Consider the following 22,295-nt stretch of genomic DNA (forward strand, 5'->3'; position numbering starts at 1 on the left):
CCCCACTACGCAACGGTCTATGAAACAGGAAGCCCCTTCTTCAATCAGACCGTAAGGTGGATAAGGAGGGGTTATTCACACCTCTTATCATCAGGAAACAATGAAAGTGCAGGTGAAAAAAATCTCTGGAACGATAAAAGAAAACCCCTGCTGATGGAAGCTTTATTTCATCACTTTTATAGAATAAAGTAATTGTGGACACTTTAAAAATATAATTGTACAGAATTGACAGTGAATTTAAATTTCTCTATAATTGGCTATAATTTAACATTTCGAATACGTCGAAGGAGCCCAGTAGCAGTTTGTCACTGTTATCGAGAAAGCTAGGGGTTGATGGAACCTAGCACAAACAAACTTGTGAATTACACTCTGGAGTATCTTAGGTAATGCTAAGCGAAGTAGCAATCGATATTATTGCTAAGAGTGGTACAAATAATCTTATTTGTGCAATTTGGGTGGTAACACGGTTAAAAATCGTCCCTATGTCTAGTGTAGACATAGGGTTTTTTTATGTTGTTACCAAAATGAGGTAAAAACTATATATTAAAGGAGCTGGAAGGATATGAACATCATTGACGAATTGGAATGGCGCGATGCCATCAATCAACAAACAGATGCAGAAGGATTACGTAAACTAGTAGAAGAGAAAAAGATTTCCTTGTACTGTGGTGTAGATCCAACTGGTGACAGTATGCATATTGGACATTTAATTCCATTTATGATGATGAAGCGTTTCCAATTAGCTGGGCACCATCCAGTTATCTTAATTGGAGGAGCAACGGGAACAATCGGCGATCCAAGTGGACGTCAAACAGAAAGACAACTTCAAACATTAGAACAAGTGCAGCAGAATGTTGAAGCGCTAACAGCACAAATGCAAAAGCTATTTGATTTTGGCGGAAATAGCGAAGTGAAAATGGTGAATAACTACGATTGGACGCATCAAGTAAGTATCCTTGAATTTTTACGCGATTACGGTAAGAATTTTAGTATAAATACGATGTTAGCAAAAGATATCGTAGCAAGCCGTTTAGATACAGGGATTTCATTTACAGAATTCACATACCAAATGCTACAAGCGATGGATTTCCATCACTTATACAAAGAAGAAGACGTACAACTGCAAATTGGTGGTAGTGACCAATGGGGAAATATTACGAGTGGTTTAGACTTAATTCGTAAAAAAGAAGGATCAGATGCAAAAGTCTTTGGTTTAACAATTCCATTACTATTAAAATCAGACGGTACGAAATTTGGTAAAACAGCTGGAGGAGCAGTTTGGTTAGATCCAGAAAAAACAACACCATTTGAATTCTACCAGTTCTGGGTGAACACAGATGATCGTGATGTCATGAAATACTTAAAGTTCTTCACATTCTTAACGAAAGATAGAATTGATGAATTAGCAGTTAAAGTTCAAACGGAGCCTCATAAGCGTGAAGCGCAAAAAGTATTAGCAGAAGAAATGACGAAGTTTGTTCATGGTGAGAATGCACTTTTACAAGCAGTAAAAATTACAGAAGCACTATTTAGCGGGGATATCAAATCCTTAACTGCGGATGAAATTGAACAAGGCTTTAAAGATATGCCGACTTTCCATGCTGCAAAGGAAACAAAAAATATCGTTGAGTGGTTAGTAGATTTAGGAATTGAACCTTCTAGACGTCAAGCAAGAGAAGATATTAATAATGGAGCTATTTTGATGAACGGAGACAAAGTAACAGATGTAAGTACAGATGTTACGGTAGAAAACTCATTCGATGGTAGATTTATCATTATTCGTAAAGGTAAAAAGAATTACAGCTTGGTGAAATTAGGTGAGTAAAGCTCTGTGAATAGAGGCGGAGTAATTATTTTACACGATGTCTGCTATCTATGTAGTGTAATATTTCAAAGCCAGGGGAAAATGAACATTTTTTTATCAATTTACAAAAAACATGAAATTATGGTGTACTTATTTTTAGAAGAAACTCAAAACGAATGAACAAGGTATGATGCATATACTTTATTTATTCGTTTTTCTTTTTCTGTAAAAGAAAATATACACGTGTATAAATTTTTGTTATGAAAAGGGTATAAATTTTTTGAAAAAGTGTGGATCTAATTGACTGATTATTGATATTATTTCGTTTTTGAAAATCGGCACAATATTTGCTAATAAAATATGAGGACACTTTTCAAATAACAAGCCTCTCATGAGAGAACTTAAATAACGGAGGGACAAGAAATGAATATTAGTAAAACGTACACGACAATTGACGCACATGTAGCGGGGGAGCCGCTTCGTATTATTACAGGAGGAGTACCGCCGATCAAAGGAAAAACGCAATTAGAAAGACGCGCTTATTGTATGGAACACTTAGATCATCTGCGTGAGGTTTTGATGTATGAGCCGAGAGGACATCACGGTATGTATGGCTGTATCATCACACCGCCAGCAAGTCCGCATGCTGATTTTGGGGTACTGTTTTTGCATAACGAAGGCTGGAGTACAATGTGCGGCCATGGAATTATTGCTGTAATTACAGTAGGAATTGAAACGGGTATGTTCGAGGTGACAGGTGAAGAGCAAAGATTCATTATTGATAGTCCTGCCGGAGAAGTTATCGCGTATGCAAAATATAATGGGAACCAAGTAGAATCCGTGTCATTTGAAAATGTACCATCATTTGTTTACAAGAAAGATGTTCCTGTAAAAATTGATGGCCATGAATTTCAAGTAGACATCGCTTTTGGTGGAGCTTTCTATGCTGTTATCGACAGTAAAGAACTTGGTCTAAAAGTGAACTATAAAGATTTATCTGCGATTCAAACGTGGGGCGGAAAAATGAAACATTACATTGAAAGTCAGATGGAAGTGAAACATCCTCTTGAAGAAGGCTTAAAAGGCATATACGGCGTGATTTTCTCCGATGAACCAAACGGAAAAGATGCAACGCTGCGAAATGTAACCATTTTTGCTGATGGACAAGTAGACCGTTCTCCTTGCGGTACGGGTACTTCAGCTAGACTCGCAACTCTTTTTGAACGTGGAGTATTACAAGAAGGCGGAAGTTTCGTCCATGAATGCATTACTGACGGACAATTTGGCGGAGAAATATTGTCATCAACAAAAGTAGGCGAATATGACGCAGTGATCCCAAAAGTAACTGGTCAGGCGTTTATTACAGGATTCCACCAATTTTTAATCGATCCAAGAGATCCGTTAAAACAAGGATTTTTATTAGCATAATATGTGGGAAAGAGTTGTTTTCTAGTTAGGAAACAACTCTTCTTGATATAGGAAAGGACGAGATCACATGTTAGTCATAAATGCAGCTGAACAAAGAAGTTTAGTAGATATGAATGAAGTAATTGAATATGCGGCCATTGCCCTGCAAGAGTTTTCGGCAGAAAGAACGATCACTCCCATTCGCAACTCGTTGCCATTTGCAAATTCGCAAAATACCGCATTAATGATGCCTTCTGTAGCGGAAGAACTTGGTGCGCTTGGGTTAAAAGTCGTCACAGTCGCACCGAATAATACGAAAATAGGAAAGAAAACAATTAACGGGGTTGTGATGCTCTCTGATTTTCAAACAGGGGAACCGCTCGCCCTTTTAGAAGGATCGTTTTTAACGATGGTTCGAACAGGTGCTTTATCAGGCGTCGCAACGAAATACTTAGCTCGTCAAAATGCGAAAAACTTATGCATCATCGGAACAGGAGAACAAGCGAAAGGACTTGCTGAGGCGATGCTTACTGTGCGGGACATTGAAAAGATTATGCTTTACAATCGGACAGAACAAAAAGCTACCGAGTTCGCCGAATATATAAAGAAGAAATTTAATAAACCTGTTAGCGTACACACTGATGCAAATGAAGCAGTGCGCGAGGCTGATATTGTTGTCACAACAACGAACTCTTTCACACCCGTTTTTTCAGACACATTACAACCTGGTGTTCACGTAAATGCTGTCGGTTCATTCAGGCCAGCGATGCAAGAACTTCCTTCTCACGTCATTTCATCAGCTAACAAAGTGGTCGTGGAATCAAAAGAAGCAGCATTAGAAGAAACAGGCGATCTGCAAGTTCCAATACAAGAAGGAGCTTTCAACGAAAGCGATATTCACGCAGAACTTGGCCAAATTATAAGCGGAGACAGAACGGGAAGAGAAAACGACCAAGAAATTACCGTCTTTAAATCTGTCGGGCTCGCTGTTGTAGATATTGTCGTGGCGAAGTATTTTTATGAGAAAGCTATTAAAAACGGCGTGGGGACGAGGGTTGAGTTGTAACCACATACAAAAGAGGCTGTTTTTATGAACAGTCTCTTTTGCGTGTTGAAATTTGTCGGAGGGTCTTTATTTCATGTCGAAGCGCCGATATATTGGTGAAAAGCGCTGATATCGTTTTATTGATTTATAGTTATATACAGGTCGTTTACTACAAAAGTAGTAAGAGGTTTATTTTAATTTCACTCTTCGGCTTGATTTGTCTTGTTGTTTATTTTGATAAGATCGAAATATCTTGTGTCGAAACGTCGATATATTCCAAAGAACGGTCGATATCGTATGAGAATGTGAATAAACATGATAGAAGGACCGTTAAGGGGCAGTCCTCTATCGGCGTGGCGGAATTTCACATGTGGTAATCTCTTTAAAAGTGATATTTTCAATATATAAATATGAAATTATGCATATTTATATATTATATAAGGGCATGTAGGTATAATTTTTACGTGTATGAAATAAGAGAGAAGGAATAAGTAAGTTTAAGAAGTTATTGTCTTAGTGAGAAAATCGGCGTTTTGTATAAACGTTAGAACGGATTGGAATGAAAGGATTGATTTATTTGAATAGGAAAAATAACTGTAAATCACAAAAACCAATGAAAGTATTTATGGCATCTGCTGTTATGACAACGGCATTATTTACATCTATGACTGTAAATAGTTTGAACATTCATGCTGAAACTACGCAAACCCAGGCGCAATATGAGGCGAAGACGTTTGAACTTCCAAGTACGGGACATTATATGGGTGAAGCAGAAAGAGAAAGAAGAAGTCAGCAACGAAACTATGTGCCAACAGGAATCTATGTAAAACCGAATGAACAAGTCACAATTGAAGTATCGGGACTATCGGGATTAGACAAGCTTGGAGCAACGATTGGGACAAATGAATATGATAAAGAAGGGGGAAAAACATTTCGTCTTTCTCCTGGTTCTAACACCATCTCCTCTCCAAATGGTGGTTTATTAGGATTTGATAACTCTGAAGCGAAAGGAACAGTTAAGGTAAAAGTCACACAAGGCGGAAGCCCTGTTCCGTTCTTTGAATTAGGGAAGCATACGAAAGCAGACTGGATTGCGATGATGGATAAGTATCCAGATGCACATGCTGTACAATTAAAGTCAAAAAAAGCAGTACTTACTGTTACTCGTGATAGTGCGAAGAAATATATTGTGGATCAAGATCCTGTTCCTTTATTAAAAAGATATGATGACATGATTCTAGCACAAGATAGATTCTCTGGGCTATCTGAAACAAGTTCTAATCCGTTACATTGTTCAACTCGCCGTCTTTGGGCTTTTGTAGAAAATCCTAATAATCCACCGGGCATGTATATGTATGCAGGTCATGATGGAGTCGTATTTACTACTGCTTATGACGCAATTAAAAGTGCTTTAAATGTAAATGAATTTGGATGGGGACAAATGCATGAAGCAGGGCATACAAGGCAACAATACCCTTGGACGTGGGATGGAGTAGTTGAAGTCAATGTTAATATATACTCTTTAGCTGCACAAAAACAATTATTCCCAGGTCAACCAACACGTTTAGAAAAAGAAGGAGATTATGACAGAGCCTTTCAATACTTAAAACAAACAGATAAAGAATATGAAAAGATTAATGACCCGTTTGTGAAAGTCGCTATGTTTTGGCAACTTCATTTAGCATATGGTGAAGATTTCTATCCAAATCTTCACAAACTATATCGAGAGTTACCAAAAGACAAACTTCCAGCAACGAATGAAGATAAAATACAAGCATTTATTTACAATACATCAAAAGTGGCGAGACAAAATGTACTTCCATTTTTTGATCAATGGGGACTGAAAGCATCACCAGAAACGAGAAAAAAAGTAGAAGCTTTGAGATATCCAACATTAACTGCCCCTATATGGGAAGCGACGGATGCAAAACCTGTTAAACCAACAGCCGCGTATGGTCAAAGAAAATAATGAAAGCAAGTACGTGATCCAACTCGTAATGTAATCGATGAAAAACGAACGATTACAAACGTAGCATGTCTCCTAAGACAAGGTTGGTCAGAAAAGAGGCTGCTGAAATCAAAAAGAAGATAACTTCCTATTATATAGTAGGGAGTTATCTTCTTTTTTACTCAACTACCTGTAAAAAACGGATTGGTTGGGCTAATTATCAGTAGGTATGAAGAAGCCCTTACTAATTAAAGGTTTACATTATTTTGTAACTTGAGAGAAGAAAGGAGAAATACTGAAGCATTTCATCTTAATAAATAGTGAAACAGTCACTAGTTTTTGGTAAAATATTGATATAAAAAAGACTCCTCATATGGTAGAAATTTCAAATTTAAGTTATAAGATATAATGATAGGGAAATATATTCTTTTTTTTTGCAGGAAATAAAGGGGGAATAAATATGGCAGATAACTTCATAGATTCCGTTGGTAACTTTCTTCATATCGGGTATACGGATAGTGAAAGAAAGCGTGATAATTACGATAAATTGTATAAATTTTTAAAGGATAAAGAAAGTGAGTTAAAAAAAATAATTCACGATGTTGGATCTGCAAAGACAGCTTATGAGGGAACGGGTCAAGAATTACCACAAGATAAAATACCAGCCCGTGAGTTTGTGGGAAAACGACGAGAAAAGGATTCAGAACTATCTGAGCTGATACGTTACTTCGAAAAAACATTAGATGATGTGACATCTGCGAAAAATAAAGCGTATTACAAATGGGAGGAATATAAGGCGAAAGCAGATGCGGAAGATAAAGAGACAGCTGAAGCGTTAAAGAAACTTTTGGGAGGCTGAAAAGTATAAATAATCGATAAAGCGATGTGAATATAAGGAAATGTATTGAAGGAAATGGGGGAATAAGAATATGCGTAGTCAAGACGTTGAGATTCATGGAAGTGAAGTGCCAAGTGCCATTTCTTATGCAGAGCAAATTGAAAAGGGTGTGAAAGACTCGCTCGAGCAGGCTAAAGCTTTACAATCATATGTGACGGGTACTCGTTGGAGCGGGAAAACAAGCGATGCTTTTTTATGCTATTTAGAACTGCTCATTCAGTATAATGCTAAAGTTGCAACTGTGCTTGAAGGACAAACAAAAGCCTTGAAAGAGCTGGATGAGAGCATTCAATCATTTACAAATAGAATTGAAGTGGAAAAGATAAAAAGATTGTAATAGAAAGGGGGTAAAACCGAATGGGAAAAGATACGTGGAGCTTTACACCTGCTGAACTGTACATATTAGCTGGTGCAGCTGGAGTTACATACATATTTGGCTTACAAGAGCGTGGAATTCTTACTTTAACTGATGAAGGCTGTATAACGAAGGCGACAGTGAAGTTGAAAGAGAAAGGGCTTATTACGGAGAATAATGGACTGACACCAGCGGCTTTTCAGTTGATTGAATTACTGAAGGCATATCAAGAAAGCCAAGAATATACGCGAATTAATAATCTATTAATTGGATTTTTGCCACAAGATAAAGATAGAGTGGCTGTCTTAACAGAACGAAAACAAAATGAAGAATATGAAATTCATTACATAGCGAAACGAGATGTATATTTTTCATTATTAGAACGAATTCCGTTTTTAATGCGAGAACCAAGAGAAATCGAAGATACTTTTTTTACAAAGAAAATGACAGAAAAAGAGCAGCAAACATTTGAAGAAATGGATTTATCTGAAAAAGATCTATTAGCTATTGAAATGTTTTCTCGCCCGCAAAATCGAAGAGCAGGAGATAGCGGGAAATGGGAATGCTTCTTGTACTTTACAGAGGGAGAAGACTTTATTCAAATTGAAGTAGACCGTAAGCGTTATGAATGGGCTAGTCTGTATGCGGTGAATAAGAAGTTATATGATGTTTTAAAAATGCCGTATAAGAAAATAAGCGATCCAAGACAATTCTCGTTAGGAGGAATCCATTAATGCAAGTACCAATGGGAGATGGCAGTGCAAGTAGTAGTTCAGAAATTGTAATGAATTACGATGAGATGGAAGAGATTATAAGACGTTTTCAAAGTATATATAACATTTATACAGGTGTTATAGCGACAAATGCAAAAAGTCTAGCAGAATGTCAATTCTATCTTGAAGGAGAAGCGATGAGAGTCATAGACATATATCCTAAAATATTAAATAAAATATTGGAACTAGCAGAACATTATAACCGAGCGGCATCCATTGTAGAGATTGTTCGCGAAGAAATGAGAAAACAGGATGAAGAATTACATAATAAACTACAACCTCAAGAATAACTTTACGTGATAAAGGAATAGGGGATGGAGAAACATGGATGTTCGTTATAAGGTAAGGGCTTGGCAAGATATGAAAGAAGGTATGAACAAGCTCACAAAAGATACATTTGTAAAATTACGCCAAGCTAATAGTCTTGTAAAAGATATACAGGAAAGCATACAAGATCTAGATTCAGATCAAAGTATTTATTTTCATCATAAAGATCAGCTTGAAACAATCGGTAAACTACATGATGCCTATACGGATCTAGACACCTACTGTGATCAGGCAGGGCAAGCTGTCTATGAACATATCGACAAACCATTTGTGGAAACAATGGATCGCTTTGCACAAGAAATGAGAGATATATCAATTAAAAATTTTGAGACTACAAACCGAATTGGTTCTACAACGACAACTGAAGTATCAGGTTCACGTAGCTACGGTGGCGCACCGGAAACTATCACAACAACAAAACCGAAAATAACAGTGGATGATATTTTCAGAGACTCAGAGGCATTTAATGAGGTTCTTCGTGCAGAGTATGAAGAATGGAAAAGACGAGATCCAAACATGAAGCTAGACTATGAAGAGTACAGAAGACGAGTTCCCTCGACGCGAGGATTTGAATACAGATCAATAGAGGATGAGCAAAAAAAGCTAGAGGCGTGGCGTGACTTTGGATTAGGAAGTCTAACAGTCGGATTAACGTTCATTTGTCCACTATTAGGGGTTGCAGCATCACTGATATTTGGGCGGCTCCAAGTAAAAAGTGCCTCTGACGGAGAAGATTGGGAAACAAACCGGAAATTAAGTGAAGGGGAACGGACGGAACGATATGTTTCTGGTGCCCTCGAGTTTATCACGAGTGGTGTAGGAGCTGTAAAAGGGTTCAAAAATATTGGATCATTAGGAAGATCGTCAGAGGGAGCATTGGGCTTCAACCCAAATGAAGGGAAACATGTGGTACAATCGTTGGGAGATAATAATACTTTAAAAAATGCACTAAATACAGTGGGAAATACGCCAGTGGTTGAGAAGAAATCGGCTGAGTTTTTTGATGGGTTGAATTTGAAGAGTGGGAAAAATGTTCCTACAGAGGGAGAGAGTAACCCTAAAAGTGTAAAGTATTATAGAGTTCAATCTGATGGTTCAGATGGTTCATTCAAAAGATTGCAAATTAGTGATGATGGAAAGATACAAGTATTAACTAAGAGGTCTAGTTTGAATTTAAGTGCAGTTACAGATGAACATGCGCAATATTTCCTTCATGATGTTAGAAAGGGAGATGGATACATTCTAGAATTTGAAGTAGATGATTGGTTTCATGAAATGGTTATGGAGAATGCTATAGAACAATATGGATATAGGGACTCAGCATTCAATCAAGGTTTTACAGCTCCTAAAATAGTTGATCCAACCAAGCCAAGACCGAACGCTACTAGCATTTCACTTGAATTCCCGCCAATTTGGAATGATTTTTTTGAAGAAGTAGCACATAATGCTAAAATATTAAAGTAGGAGAGTATTTATATGTATTTAGAACCTGAAGGTTATGAGAATATAGTTGTTTTAGTTAAAGATGATAAAGAATATGAATATTATGTTTCAGATAAAGAATTATGGATTCTTGATTTAAGAAAATTAGAAGAAGCATTTAAAAAAAGTGGATATCAAATAAGCACATTTGAAGGCGAAAGAACTGGATTTGATATTTTGACAAAAGAGCAGTATAGTATATACAAAAATAAAATAGAGAAATATAAGGTGAGTTATAACGAGTTGAAAGATTATTATGAACTATTTCGATTAACACAACAACCTGAAGATGATATTCGTGAAATTTTACCTACATTTTATATTGATTTTGATAAAAATGTATTTTATTCATTCTACACAGAACCAGGTTCATACGAAGAGTATATTCCAGACGGATGGCAAGGATATTTGCTAGATGATTGTAACAAAGTAATACCTGGTAGTATGGCGTATTGGAGGGAATAATAAATGAAAAAGAATATGCAATTGTTAGAGGAAAGTTATATTGATTCAAAAACTAATGAAGAAGTGATAGGAGTCACAATTGTTATAGATGGTGATGTAAAGCAAATATTTGACAAAATTATAGAGAAGAAAGGTAGTTATTCTGATTATGTTGATTTGATAATAGATGCTTTAATGAAGGGAGATAATTATAATGAATGATGATACATTTGAAATTATTGAGGATGAATTAATTAATTCTGAAACTGGGGAGAAGATTACAGGTATAAGAATAATGGTTAAAGGGAGATTTAGAAAAAAGATTGATGAGCAAAAGTCACCCGATTCATCATATGCTAACGAAATTGGAAAGATAATAGGTAACGGCATTACAAAAATTATTAGTGAAATAAGATAATATGAATATATTATTACTACAAAATTTTGAATTGTAAATTGCATATAAATATGAATTATCTATAATAAATGTAATAAAAGTGTAAATAAGAACGAATGTATAATTGTAATATAATAGTGATAAGGGCTAATGTTTCAAGAAAGGAGCATTAGCTCTTTTTTATTCAAAGAAAGTGACTCGTGTTGTGTGATATTATCCACCTATAGTAGACATTTGAAAGAAAGTTACTGTACTGTTTATTATGGAGGGGATTTTTTATGTCGTTGGATAAGTATAAAAACATGTTTGATGAAGAGTTGATACTACGCCAAGATAATAGACACATATTTTAAGCAGCTAATGAGGAATGCGTTCTGTATTGTACAGGGCTCATTCCTTTTAATTTTGTTTTAATTCGGTCATTATTGTAGTAGTGAATATATTTTTCTAATTCTAATGTAAAGTGTTTCATACTTTCGAACTCTTGTAAGTAGAGTAATTCAGACTTTAATAAGCCAAAGAAATTTTCGATGCCTGCGCTATCTAAACAATTCCCTTTACGAGACATACTTTGTGTAATTCCTTTTTCTTTCAATACGTTTTGGTATTGCTTCATTTGATAGTGCCATCCCTGATCCGAGTGGAGGATAGGAAACTCACCATCTTTTAATTGTTGAAAAGTCTTATCTAACATTTTTGAGACTAATAGGTAAACAGGCCGTTTCTCTACGTTATACGCAATAATTTCACCATTATATAAATCAAGTATCGGAGATAAATACAACTTCTCACCATGTATGTGGAATTCTGTCACATCTGTAACCCACTTCTCATTTGGTCTCGTCGCTCCAAAATCACGTTTTAGATTGATAATTTCTGGCTTGTTTTCGAATTTAGCAATAAATAGTTAGGAAGTGAGAACAAATGCAAAACAGAAAAGAAGGGTTTGAAAAATTTTATGATATTTTTGAACAAAAGAACTTAAAAAAGAATTATACCGTTATTGTATTAGGACAGTTTGTGTTTAATTATGATTTTGTAGATATTTTAAAGGGATTCCTTAAAGAGGATGTTGAAAGACGAGATACCATTGGCGTAGTATATTCAGATGAATTTGATCAAAATGATGAAGAGTATTTCGGAGAAAATAAAGTATTATTCTATTACGGTATAGACGAAGAATGGGAAAACATCGTGACCCACGAAGAATTATGTGAATACCTGCAAACAGCATGTGAATTTTATATTGGATGTCATCCCGAACAAGCTGAATATGTAAGAAATCTCTTAATAAAAATAAGAGAGAAATATAATATAAAGGATTAATTTACTTCTTTTCTTGATTGGCTAAAAGCCTTTCAAGGTTTTTTTATGATTTAACAATTTTATAGTTAAAAACAATCTCATATTTTGAATCAAAAACTCACGATGACTTGTAAACTGACAAAATTGGTTGCAGCGAAAAGAGATAAAACTATCGTACTTACTAACATATTTATATTTGCATACGAGAATGATAATGCTAGTAGTAAAAAAGTTAAAAAATGCACTAAATACAGTGAAAAATACGCCAATTCCAGTAGGAGTTAAATGGGCAGATACCGGAATAGGAGTAAAACTTCCTTATGTAGAATATTCAACTGTTGGAGATGTGAAAAAAAGCTTTGGTGCGGGTGGTAGTGTACCTAAGGTAGGTAGTGGGGATAGTAAATTTGATGAACTTTATGAGAGAGCTCAAAATATAAGAAATGATATTCAGAAACAAGTTGATGAAATAAGGAATTCTGATGAATATAAGAACCTTTCAAATACTCAAAAGAATAAACTTGATAGAAAGTTAGATTCGTTAACATATGGTAATGTGGCAGTGGCAGATGTAAATATTCCTGGTGTAAAAACTAATTATCAAGCGCATAGTCAGGTTCATTCTGCTGATAGCTTTGGTGATAGTTTCGGAGATTTTACACATTCCAAAGATACTAAATCACTTGAATCGTATGTAGATGACAAATTTCCTCGATATAATGATACTGAAGTAAAGATTCTTGAAGATATAGCTTCACAAATAAAAGATCCAAATATTATAGGGGAAATACATCTATTTTCAGATTTTGACGTATGTCAAAGCTGTACAAATTTAATTTTTGAATCCGGGGAAAAATCCCTAAATATTAAGTTGGATATTTATACAAATAGCATGAAATAAAGGAGTTGATAGTATGATAAATAGTTATGAAAGAATAAAAAATTCAGTGGCATATGGATTTGAAGAGTATATTGATGAGGAAGGTTTAACTGTTGCACAAGCTTCAGCAAAAATTTTAGAAGAAGAAGCGAGACGTTTGAATTATAGTCCATTTACTAAATCTTTATATTTTGTATCCATTGCATTAGAGGGTCTTAAGTCGAAACAAATTGCCGATTTTATTTTCAATAGGCTGGAAGGATACTTTAATATTGAAGATTTTGAAGATAGCAGGGATCAAAAAGATATAGATCAGCTTTGCAGTGATATAGAATTGTGCAAAGAAATGTTAAAAAAAGGAGGTTATGAAATAATAGAAACAGAAAATACAGGCAGGATTGAATACATTTTGAGTTTACCATCTGATTTTTAAACAAAAAATCGAATTGACTAATAAGGATGTGTAACAATTTTCGTGTTTTCTTGAGGGTGTAAGATAGACTGTGTAAGTTACAGATATGTAGCGGACACAGTCTATTTTTATTAGGTGATAATGTGAATGCCCAAGGAAGGATTAAACTGTTTACTGAAAAAGATACATGCTCAAGTTGTAATGGAGTTATAAATCAATTTAAAATAAGGTACCCCAAAATAGAAATCAAAGTGGTTCACAATAATGGTAATATGATATCACCCTAAACAATAGGAGGGAATTATCAATGGCATTAACATATGAAGAAATATTTGAGTATTTTAATGAAACGTATAATGATTTTAAAGAAGATGAAAAGATGGATAGTGAAGAAGCGATAGAAAGAACTTTCGGAGAATATGAGACAGTTTTAAACCAATCAGAATCCAAAAAGGCAATTGTCTATACTGCTTACGGAGAACTTCTAATATCATTGCCAAAGATCTATAGAAATTCAAAGAATAACTTAGTTGAAACACTCAAGCATCTAAACTCAGATTTAATTCAACAAGAGTTAACTCGCGACCAATATGTAGGATTATTTTCTCGAATCGGGAAAATTTTACATGAAATTGAAGAGAAACGTCTATATGATTAATAGTCTTATGACACGAAACAGAACAGGTTAAACAAAAAAACAGTCATATAATGGGCGTGTAAAATATACTGCATAAGCTTCGTTTCTTAAACTTTACACAGTATATTTTACACCTTAAAACTAAGATAAAAACCATGTTGTTCTCAAGGAGGAAGAGTCTGCATTTCATCAAATGTTATTGCAGGCTTTTATTGTTTTATAAACTTAATCCTCAAAATCATCGGGGTTGTCAGGGATGGTTTCTATAATTCCTCCCTCATCATTAAATACCCATTTTCCCCCTTTTTCTATCGTATAAGGATTCGGATATTTATTTCCTATCATTTTTTATTGATATATATATAGAATATTAGGAATGAAGACTAAATTTATAGAAATACTAAATCAAGTAGGAGGTTAGTAAAATGGAAACAAAGAAGATGGGAGTTATTTATGGAGAAATTGCTAATAAATTAAATGAAATAATACCAGATGAATGGAGTAAAATATATTTATATGGGGAAGTTTTGGAGGATTCTAGAGAAGTATATTTCTATTTTGATTCTGTGACTAGCAGCCATATAGTGTATGGACATGATATTCCTAAGACTTACAATGTTGATAAAAAAATATATCGTCAATTATTAAGAGAATTAACGAAGTTAGTTGTTGATTTGCATGTGGAATATAAAGAAAATAATGATAAGCAATGGACCAATCTTACTTTTTTATTAGACAGCAGTGGAAAGTTCAATATTAAATTTAATTATGATGATATATTAAAATCCCCATTTTTATCAGGAGAAAGACAAATAATATGGGAGTATGAAGTTCTAGGTATTGAACCTACTGATGAAAGTCATAAGGAAATGATAGCTAGATACTTGAATAGTAAAGATGATGAGTAGAGGATATATAAATTAACTACAAAATTGTTTTTATGAAGATCCTAAAAATAATGTAGACGATATTTTAAATGATTTTTCTTATAGTGAACTAATTATCCCAAAAATAAAAGAGTTAATAAATGGTGATAATTTAGCATATAGTATTAATTCTGTTATTGTACTCTATGATTTTGAATACAAAGAAGCGCTAATGGAAATTGAAGGCATTGCAGCAGAAGAAGCAGAGGAAGTAGCAAGAGAGAATGTATTTTATGTAGCAAGTAACTTCACTGAGTTTTTAAACAAATTACATGATTAATAGATAGTTAAAATAAAAGGGCTGTTCCATAAGTTGGTTTTACTCGCTTATGGAACAGCCCCTTTTGTTTTAGTATAAAAATAGTTTCGATAAAACATTCAAGTAGGTGAAATGATAATTAGATTATTTCAAATTGTCTGGATTAAAAACAGGAGAATCCGGAAATGACAAAATGTATCAACTTGGCGGAAAAATGGCCCAAGGTATAGATAATTCACTTGCTTTCTTCAAGGGTCCTGGACCAGCTGGAGACATTGCATTGGTAGGGAAGCAAGGCGGCCCAGGAAAGGTTACTGAGTGGGTTAATAAGCACCATGCAGAGAGTAGTAAGTTTATGAATGATAAGATTCAGGGGCTTGAGGCTTCGCTTGCTAAGGGGGTAGGTAATCCTAAAAATATTAATGTTGAAGAAGTAACACCACCAGGCTCACAGAATCCTGTGAAAGTATATACAGATGGTTATGCACAAGTAAATAAGGGAAAAATTGATATTTATATTAGAGGTAAAATTAAAGAACCTCCAAATTATGCAGAGTTAAAGAATAGGATTAAAGAATTACAAAAGTTAAAGAAGCAAAATCCATCCGAATTTACCAAAGAAATGGAAAAAGAATTTAAGGCGGCTGACAAGATAGTGCATAATTACGAACGTTCCAAAGGTATGGGGGAATTGTTAGATGATGCTAGAATAACAGATACTGCTGAGAATAATGAAATGATAGCAAAGCCTGTTTTGGATGCTGCAAAAGAAGTCACATCTAAGAATACTAAAATTAGAAGTTATATTAATGTAGGAAATAAACCTGTCATAGTAGAGAGTTGGTGGATACTGGATAAAAGTGGAACACCATATTGCAGTACTATTATACTAATTGAAGTAAAATAGGAAAGGAGAAATATTAAGTGGAAGAAGAGTATGATTATTTAAAATCTAAAAATGTAGAGGAATTAGTAAAAATAATAGATGATTTTAATGATATTGATGAAACCATTGAAGCAATGATGATATTATGGGAAAAGGATAGAGAAAAAACTTTAGAAAAAGGAATAAATTTTCTAACTAATAATGAAGGTGATGCATATTTTCAAACTATGATAATAGGAATAATAAATGATATTGACTTTCACAAAGTATTAAAATGTATATCACAGCGAGAAGATAATATTCAACCATATTTATTAGGAGAAATTATGAAGCAAATGGTTATTTATGCTTCATGTGATTATGTTCCCCAATATGTGAATTTTGCTATGAAGCAATATAGATTATTTAATAAAAATGAAATGGAACGAATTTCTGAGCATTATAATGAATTTGTTAACGAGTTTAAAGTTAAGAATGAATAATTTTTAGGGTGATTTTTATTATGAAAAATTAAAAGAAAATTTAATAGAGGCTATAACAAATAGAGTCTATTAAACTTTCCTTTTTTATTAATTAGTTTTAAAGTATATGAATAATGTATTTTGTTGTAAAACATAGAAATATGGAACAAACTTGAATTTAACTACATAATTTATAGTAGACTAACTTCAATACTTTGAAGTATTATATTTTTTCAAAACTAAATATTGGGTCATATAGAATTAAAATAATTGAATGATTATAAAAGTGACTTCATAATACTAATAATGCAGTAAAAAGGTGAAATGAATCAGCTGAAATTAAGTAGGCTGGTTCATTATTTTTTTAGTAGTTAACATACGCTATAAATACATTTTTCAAAAGAACTACATTAAAAAGCAACAATAACACCTCAGAAAATAGAGATTTAAAGAACTGTGAATAAGAGTGGCATTAAACTTTAAAAGTGTTGAATAAAGGCTAAAGATACTGATTTAATAGAGAGTGATAGGTGATTTAAAAATTTTTAGCAGGTTCTCAAGGATAAGCATCTGATAAAGGATTTCCTAGCTAATTAAGGCTAGTGACTTCAGAAACCAGTAAATCAAGAATAGAAGATATGTGTAACCTGATAAGCTAGGAAAACCTGTAACCGTCAAGGTGAATTTTACACTTTTTGCTAAGTTGCCTTTTACAATTCTGCTTAGAATAAACTTTTCCTATTCTTCATACGATAACTATCTCTGTCCATATGGATAACCTCCACACGATGTAATAAACGATCCAAAATTGCTGTCGTAATACCTTGATCACCCATCAAATGACTCCATTCCTCAGGACTTTTATTTGATGTTAAAATGATTGAACTTCGTTCATATAAATGATTAATGAGCTGGAAAAATAAATTTGCTTCTCGTTGATCCATTGCCATATACATTAAGTCATCAATAATGACTAAATCTGACGCCCTTAATCGCTTCATCTGTACTTGTGATTTATGCGTAAACTCTTGTGTTTTCAATAGTTGAATCAATTCTCCCATGGTCACAAAATATACTTGAAACCCTTTGTGAATCGCTTCTATTCCTAATCCTATTGCTAGAAACGTTTTTCCAACGCCAGGAGGTCCTAATCAAATTAAGTTATACTGCTGTTCTAACCAACTAAATTCCTGGAGTTGTGTTAATTGACGCTCTGTCAGAGCTGTTTGTTCTTCAACTTGAAACTCACGAAGTGTTTTAAAATAAGGGAAACGGGCCCATTTAATTCGTTTTTCGATGCTTTTTGCTTCTCGCTTATTGATTTCAAAGGACGTGATTGTCTCCAAAAATTCGAAATAAGTCCAAGACAATTTTTCGGCTTCGCGAAGGAGCTTAGGAAGCTCCTCAGCCGTTTCTGATAAACGTAATTGGCGAAAATAAGCTTGTAATTCCGTCATTGTTTTATTCATTGATCTGGTCCTCCTAGAATACTTGTATATGTATCTAGAGAGCGTATCGGTACCTCGACTTGTATTTCAGATGTAGGAATACAAATTTTCTCTTCACTTATCCATATCATTTCATCATTTGATTTCTTTAAATAACTCACGACATCACGAAAATCATTTGCACTATAGAGTTTCTCATCTATACATTTTTGAAGTGCTAGATTGATCCACTCCGAATCTTCTTTCATTACCATCTTAAGAATCGCTAATTGATCTCGGCGATAACGAGCATATTTTAAGCAAATTTCATTTACATACATATGTGCCGCCTCTTGATCTTTGAAATGAGAGATAACACTGCGTTTTAACTCTTCAATTCCCTTTGAACGATCTCGCGTGTGGTTGCGATTTTTTATCAGTTTTCCTTTTTCAAAACTAATTTGGTGTTCTGCAATGATATCACCATCTGGTTGTTTGCGAATAACTAAAACATTAACATCTTCACCTTGTATCTCTAGAAATACTTGATTATCTGGTTGAGATCTATAAGTTCCTACAGGAACTGAATAACGGTTTGATTGAAAACGAATAGTATTGTCCTTATTAACGGTCCTTGGTATAATATCTGCACAGATACTTTCTTTAGAAAGTAGTGGGGAGACGGGTTGAAGGTGTTGCTTTTCCAGGAGAAACACTTCAACAGGTCTCTTTTTTATTGTGTTGTGTACATTCTTATTACCTGTACGTCCCAGCCACTCTAGTGCTCGAGTATTCCAGTCATCAATGTTTGTAAATACACGACTATCCGCAAAATTTCCTTTGATGTACTTCATCACATTTTCTATCATTCCTTTAGATTCTGGATCAGCCTTTCTGCATAAATGAACACGGAATTTCCGTTCCTTTACATATGCTTGAAATTCAGTTGTTAGTATTAAATCTCCCGCATTTTCACTAACACTTAAAAGATGATCTTGGTCGTAAACAATTTCTTCTGTACGTCCACCAAAATAACGGAAGGCAGTATTAGTAGATTTACCGGAAAATCCTTTTCTTATGGAGAACTACACATTGATTGTGTCTGATAAAGATAAAAAAGTGATGGGGATGCTTGATCCAAATGGACATCCAGTATTTGAAGGAAATGAATTTACGGATGAAGATTTAGTGAAAATAGAAGAGAAATTGAATATAAAATTACCAGAAGATTTTTGTGAGATAGCTACATTTTTCAGCGGGGGATATCTGGGGGGAATAAGTAACTACTCATTTTCGAATGTAGATAACAGTCTAAATATCATAGATGAAACAATTAGATTAAGAGAGGTTGTCCATTTACCCTCTAGATTTATTGTTTTAGCTGAACCACCTGAAAGTTTAATAGTAATGGACACTCTAAATAATCCTGCAATTATTTGGTTTGACGGAGTGGGAATTTCTGGATTAGAGAAAAATTCTTTTACGTCCAAACCAGATGAGTGGAGGACTTATGCAGATTACTTTGAAGAATTGTTAGAGGAAGAGCAAGGAATATAGGCAATAAATCTCTTTAAGATGTGGTATAACTAGATTTTGAAGTGAACCCAAAAAGTTAGACAAATATTTTAAGCAGCTAATGAGGAATGCGTTCTGTATTGTACAGGGCTCATTCCTTTTAATTTTGTTTTAATTCGGTCATGATTGTAGTAGTGAATATATTTTTCTAATTTAAAGTGTTCCATACTTTCGAACTCTTGTAAGTAAAGTAGTTTAGACTTTAATAAGCCAAAGAAAATTTCGATGACTGCGTTATCTAAACAATTGCCTTTACGAGGCATACTTTGCGTGATTCCTTTTTTTCAATGTATTTTGGTATTGTTTCATTTGATTGTGCCACTCCTGCCGCCATGTTCCGATGTTTTTAAAATGGATCAAGGTAAGAAATGGTGTAGCAGGTGGAATTAATGTGGTATCAAAGAAATTATTCGGTATATCTCTAGATAATTCCTTAGCCTACGCTTTCGCTGATGCTGCTGCCTCTAGTGGGGCCAAAACAGTTCTTCGCGGAACGGATTTGAGAGGTTCAGTGAAAGCGACCTTTGAAAATAGGAAAGAGTTTATTCAGAGTCGGATTTCGAAGTTGGAAGAGAGTGGTATTAAGGGTGCGGGTAATTCTATACAATATGCTGAAACTGGTGGAAGAAATATATTCCCAGAGCGGTTCTTCGAGGAAGAAGCTATTGCAGAAGAGATGCATGAAAAATTTAGGGATTTAGGAACAGAAGATGTGAATGCTATCGCTAAAAATACGGGCTTTTCTGTTGCTAGAATGCAAAGGATTAAAGATCATGTTTTTAATAACTCCCATATAAAGGATCACGAAGTTGGGAGATTTGATCCGGACTACGAACTAGCTCAATTATGGGAAAGATTGACAGATGGGAGACAAGTAGATTCTGATATACAATTATTACATCACGAAATTTTCGAATCAAAATTTGAGGGTATATTTCAGACTAATTATAGAACAGCTCATGACAAAATAATAGAATTTGGAAGGCCTTGGAATTGGGAGGAAAACTATGAGGAGTAAAGATTCATGGCAGTTTTTGTTTTAATGTTGAAGGAGTTTGAGGATGAAGAGAGGGTAGTATATCAATATGGACCGAATGAAGATTTAATGGGACGAATTGAATATGATAAAAAAAATGGAGTTATCAACCAGCTATCGCAAATTGATTCACAAGAGTTCGCTGATGAATTCTTTTTTAAGAGAGCAGGAAGACGACTTTCAAGAATGATTATTAAAGAGAATCAAAATTTTGTTGATCGAACAACTATTGAATCTTGATAGCTTGCTTATGATTTTATAAATTTTTTATTAGATATAGGTATGCAAGAAATATAGCACAATATAAGAACCTTGATTGGCTTTTGCCTTTCAAGGTTTTTACTTTTAGATATTTAGGGTGAAAAGCAATATGAGTTTTGAATCAAATACTCATGATGGTTAGCAAATATACTAGAATGGTTACTGTGAATTTTAGGATAATCACCACACTTACTACTCAAGTACATTTAAATACGAGAATGACAAAGCTCGTACTGTTAATCAACTCTCTTATGACTGTTTGGATGATGTGCTCATCTATTCCCGTGAAGAAGGAAATTTCAGCGGTGGCCGTTTTGATCGTGCAAGTAGGATTTGAGGAAAGAATGTCTGGCTTTGTTGTGGAAGTATTTTTGTTTTCCGTATGTAATGTTACGGGGACAATAGTTAGTTTTTGTTGCGGCATATGAAAAGCACCTCCTTAAATTGATACATTCATCGTACCAGGAGGCGCTACGTGTTTATATGCGTTGTTTGATTGGGGGCTTATGCTAAAACTACTATAAGATTACTTGATGAAGTGGTAGATTCTAATTTCTTAAATATAATCAATAAATATAAAAATAAATTGCCACAATGGGCTATAGGAAAAGGTAATTTTGGATGTGCTGAAGTAACTATAGAGGGTATAACTAAAAATGAATATATTGCACATAGTGCAATACAGGCAGAGATAGAGAGTATTAAGGGAACTGGCATTTCAATAAAACCAGATTCAACTTTATTAAAGGCAATAAAAGTTGATGGAAACAATGTAGTAGATGGAGCTGGAGCGTGGTTAAGAGATGTTGATACTGAATTTAAAATACTTTCAGAAATACAAAATAAATTGGGAACCAAGTATAGTACAGCAGGGAAAATTAAATTGTTTACTGAATTGGAATGTTGCCCAAGTTGTTTAGATGTAATAGAACAATTTAAAAAATTATATCATAAATAGATATTGAAGTAATATATAAGATAAAAAAATAGAAAGCAGGTTATATTTGATGAACAAATACAATTTTTATGAAAGTAAGTTTAGAACTTTGGAATCTTTTTACATGTGGATAGAACAAGGAAGTACTTATGATGTTGCAGCATCACAATGTATGTATTATGACCAACCACAGAATGAGCTTGATGAAATAGTGATGCCTATAACAATTGCTACTAGATTTGCTAGATGTGGAAAACCATTAGGTGATGATTTTAAACAAGTTTTAAAAAAGAAGATTGAAAGTTTTAATATGTTAGATTTATCAAAGTATAATTTAAACGAAGATGAATTAAAAGCTTTAAAAGAAGAAATAAGTGAAGTGTCTGGATATATTTCAAACTAGATACATTTAA

The 22,295-nt window shown here is 34.0% G+C and carries 25 protein-coding genes, 7 pseudogenes and 1 other annotated feature; of the genes and pseudogenes, 27 read left to right on the forward strand and 5 right to left on the reverse strand.

Going from position 1 to position 22,295, the window contains the following annotated elements:
• The 13 genes and pseudogenes from BR72_RS27015 to BR72_RS08140 all read left to right on the forward strand — a co-directional run.
• A pseudogene (locus tag BR72_RS27015) lies at positions 1-192 on the forward strand (hypothetical protein); the annotation flags it as partial.
• A gap of 80 nt (positions 193-272) precedes the next feature.
• Positions 273-485: a binding site (T-box leader), on the forward strand.
• 77 nt (positions 486-562) lie between these two features.
• Positions 563-1,825, forward strand: coding sequence for a tyrosine--tRNA ligase (tyrS, locus tag BR72_RS08085; RefSeq protein WP_035431823.1), 1,263 nt, complete (start codon positions 563-565; stop codon positions 1,823-1,825).
• 402 nt (positions 1,826-2,227) lie between these two features.
• Positions 2,228-3,232, forward strand: a complete 1,005-nt coding sequence (locus BR72_RS08090; protein ID WP_035431825.1) for a proline racemase family protein — start codon at positions 2,228-2,230, stop codon at positions 3,230-3,232.
• A 67-nt stretch (positions 3,233-3,299) separates the two neighbouring features.
• The gene (locus BR72_RS08095; protein ID WP_035431827.1) at positions 3,300-4,277 is read left to right on the forward strand and encodes an ornithine cyclodeaminase family protein; all 978 of its coding nucleotides are present in this window, start codon (positions 3,300-3,302) and stop codon (positions 4,275-4,277) included.
• A gap of 538 nt (positions 4,278-4,815) precedes the next feature.
• On the forward strand, positions 4,816-6,225 hold the full coding sequence (locus BR72_RS08100) for a M60 family metallopeptidase (RefSeq protein WP_035431829.1): 1,410 nt from the start codon (positions 4,816-4,818) through the stop codon (positions 6,223-6,225).
• 439 nt (positions 6,226-6,664) lie between these two features.
• Entirely contained in the window at positions 6,665-7,063 is a 399-nt protein-coding gene (locus BR72_RS08105) for a hypothetical protein (RefSeq protein WP_035431831.1), read from the forward strand.
• A 70-nt stretch (positions 7,064-7,133) separates the two neighbouring features.
• Entirely contained in the window at positions 7,134-7,439 is a 306-nt protein-coding gene (locus BR72_RS08110) for a WXG100 family type VII secretion target (RefSeq protein ID WP_035431833.1), read from the forward strand.
• A 20-nt stretch (positions 7,440-7,459) separates the two neighbouring features.
• On the forward strand, positions 7,460-8,191 hold the full coding sequence (locus BR72_RS08115) for a DUF5081 family protein (protein ID WP_035431835.1): 732 nt from the start codon (positions 7,460-7,462) through the stop codon (positions 8,189-8,191).
• Complete coding sequence (locus BR72_RS08120; protein ID WP_035431838.1) at positions 8,191-8,520, forward strand: hypothetical protein; 330 nt, start codon at positions 8,191-8,193, stop codon at positions 8,518-8,520. Before BR72_RS08115 ends, BR72_RS08120 begins: the two co-directional genes overlap by 1 nt.
• 34 nt (positions 8,521-8,554) lie before the next feature.
• On the forward strand, positions 8,555-10,021 hold the full coding sequence (locus BR72_RS27020; RefSeq protein WP_231559684.1) for an HNH endonuclease: 1,467 nt from the start codon (positions 8,555-8,557) through the stop codon (positions 10,019-10,021).
• A gap of 12 nt (positions 10,022-10,033) precedes the next feature.
• Positions 10,034-10,504, forward strand: coding sequence for a hypothetical protein (locus BR72_RS08130; RefSeq protein ID WP_035431840.1), 471 nt, complete (start codon positions 10,034-10,036; stop codon positions 10,502-10,504).
• A 3-nt stretch (positions 10,505-10,507) separates the two neighbouring features.
• Positions 10,508-10,705, forward strand: coding sequence for a hypothetical protein (locus BR72_RS08135; RefSeq protein WP_035431842.1), 198 nt, complete (start codon positions 10,508-10,510; stop codon positions 10,703-10,705).
• Entirely contained in the window at positions 10,698-10,901 is a 204-nt protein-coding gene (locus BR72_RS08140) for a hypothetical protein (protein WP_035431844.1), read from the forward strand. Before BR72_RS08135 ends, BR72_RS08140 begins: the two co-directional genes overlap by 8 nt.
• A gap of 328 nt (positions 10,902-11,229) precedes the next feature.
• Here the strand turns inward: BR72_RS08140 and BR72_RS08145 are convergent.
• Positions 11,230-11,760: pseudogene (locus BR72_RS08145) on the reverse strand (IS3 family transposase); the annotation flags it as partial.
• A gap of 44 nt (positions 11,761-11,804) precedes the next feature.
• On the opposite strand from BR72_RS08145, the gene cdiI reads away from it, so the two are divergent.
• The 9 genes and pseudogenes from cdiI to BR72_RS08185 all read left to right on the forward strand — a co-directional run bounded on the left by cdiI (position 11,805) and on the right by BR72_RS08185 (position 16,667).
• Positions 11,805-12,206 carry a ribonuclease toxin immunity protein CdiI gene (gene cdiI, locus BR72_RS08150; RefSeq protein WP_035431846.1) on the forward strand — a complete coding sequence of 134 codons (402 nt, stop codon included), beginning with the start codon at positions 11,805-11,807 and terminating at the stop codon, positions 12,204-12,206.
• A gap of 193 nt (positions 12,207-12,399) precedes the next feature.
• The gene (locus tag BR72_RS26690) at positions 12,400-13,086 is read left to right on the forward strand and encodes a deaminase domain-containing protein (protein WP_197059930.1); all 687 of its coding nucleotides are present in this window, start codon (positions 12,400-12,402) and stop codon (positions 13,084-13,086) included.
• A gap of 13 nt (positions 13,087-13,099) precedes the next feature.
• Entirely contained in the window at positions 13,100-13,498 is a 399-nt protein-coding gene (locus BR72_RS08160; protein ID WP_035431848.1) for a hypothetical protein, read from the forward strand.
• Positions 13,499-13,620: 122 nt separating this feature from the next.
• A complete protein-coding gene (locus BR72_RS25410) occupies positions 13,621-13,764 on the forward strand; it encodes a deaminase domain-containing protein (RefSeq protein WP_231559685.1) in 144 nt (47 codons plus the stop codon).
• A gap of 20 nt (positions 13,765-13,784) precedes the next feature.
• Complete coding sequence (locus BR72_RS08165) at positions 13,785-14,135, forward strand: Imm3 family immunity protein (protein WP_051957254.1); 351 nt, start codon at positions 13,785-13,787, stop codon at positions 14,133-14,135.
• Positions 14,136-14,539: 404 nt separating this feature from the next.
• Positions 14,540-15,022 carry an antitoxin YezG family protein gene (locus BR72_RS08170; RefSeq protein WP_035431850.1) on the forward strand — a complete coding sequence of 161 codons (483 nt, stop codon included), beginning with the start codon at positions 14,540-14,542 and terminating at the stop codon, positions 15,020-15,022.
• A gap of 178 nt (positions 15,023-15,200) precedes the next feature.
• Positions 15,201-15,320, forward strand: a pseudogene (locus BR72_RS27615) (SMI1/KNR4 family protein); the annotation flags it as partial.
• A gap of 133 nt (positions 15,321-15,453) precedes the next feature.
• The gene (locus tag BR72_RS24910; RefSeq protein WP_156107919.1) at positions 15,454-16,206 is read left to right on the forward strand and encodes a hypothetical protein; all 753 of its coding nucleotides are present in this window, start codon (positions 15,454-15,456) and stop codon (positions 16,204-16,206) included.
• A 17-nt stretch (positions 16,207-16,223) separates the two neighbouring features.
• Entirely contained in the window at positions 16,224-16,667 is a 444-nt protein-coding gene (locus tag BR72_RS08185; protein WP_035431852.1) for a hypothetical protein, read from the forward strand.
• A gap of 701 nt (positions 16,668-17,368) precedes the next feature.
• Here BR72_RS08185 and istB read toward each other — a convergent pair.
• A pseudogene (gene istB, locus BR72_RS08190) lies at positions 17,369-18,115 on the reverse strand (IS21-like element helper ATPase IstB).
• A pseudogene (locus tag BR72_RS08195) lies at positions 18,112-19,116 on the reverse strand (Mu transposase domain-containing protein); the annotation flags it as partial. The pseudogenes istB and BR72_RS08195, both read right to left, overlap by 4 nt.
• Before the next feature lies 1 nt (position 19,117).
• On the opposite strand from BR72_RS08195, the pseudogene BR72_RS08200 reads away from it, so the two are divergent.
• A pseudogene (locus BR72_RS08200) lies at positions 19,118-19,630 on the forward strand (SMI1/KNR4 family protein); the annotation flags it as partial.
• Positions 19,631-19,698: 68 nt separating this feature from the next.
• On the opposite strand, the pseudogene BR72_RS08205 reads toward BR72_RS08200, so the two are convergent.
• Positions 19,699-19,975, reverse strand: a pseudogene (locus BR72_RS08205) (transposase); the annotation flags it as partial.
• Positions 19,976-20,039: 64 nt separating this feature from the next.
• On the opposite strand from BR72_RS08205, the gene BR72_RS26325 reads away from it, so the two are divergent.
• Positions 20,040-20,666: a hypothetical protein gene (locus BR72_RS26325; RefSeq protein ID WP_231559686.1), complete on the forward strand. Its 627-nt coding sequence runs from the start codon at positions 20,040-20,042 to the stop codon at positions 20,664-20,666.
• A 6-nt stretch (positions 20,667-20,672) separates the two neighbouring features.
• Positions 20,673-20,924 carry a hypothetical protein gene (locus BR72_RS08215; RefSeq protein WP_035431854.1) on the forward strand — a complete coding sequence of 84 codons (252 nt, stop codon included), beginning with the start codon at positions 20,673-20,675 and terminating at the stop codon, positions 20,922-20,924.
• A 217-nt stretch (positions 20,925-21,141) separates the two neighbouring features.
• Here BR72_RS08215 and BR72_RS08220 read toward each other — a convergent pair whose 3' ends face one another.
• Complete coding sequence (locus BR72_RS08220; protein ID WP_051957256.1) at positions 21,142-21,369, reverse strand: hypothetical protein; 228 nt, start codon at positions 21,367-21,369, stop codon at positions 21,142-21,144.
• Positions 21,370-21,441: 72 nt separating this feature from the next.
• Here BR72_RS08220 and BR72_RS08225 point away from each other — a divergent pair, with 72 nt between their 5' ends.
• On the forward strand, positions 21,442-21,903 hold the full coding sequence (locus BR72_RS08225) for a deaminase domain-containing protein (RefSeq protein ID WP_035431855.1): 462 nt from the start codon (positions 21,442-21,444) through the stop codon (positions 21,901-21,903).
• 49 nt (positions 21,904-21,952) lie between these two features.
• Complete coding sequence (locus BR72_RS08230) at positions 21,953-22,285, forward strand: hypothetical protein (RefSeq protein WP_091000212.1); 333 nt, start codon at positions 21,953-21,955, stop codon at positions 22,283-22,285.
• Positions 22,286-22,295: the final 10 nt, after the last annotated feature.

Source organism: Bacillus sp. UNC322MFChir4.1 (assembly GCF_000746135.1).
Lineage (GTDB): Bacteria > Bacillota > Bacilli > Bacillales > Bacillaceae_G > Bacillus_A.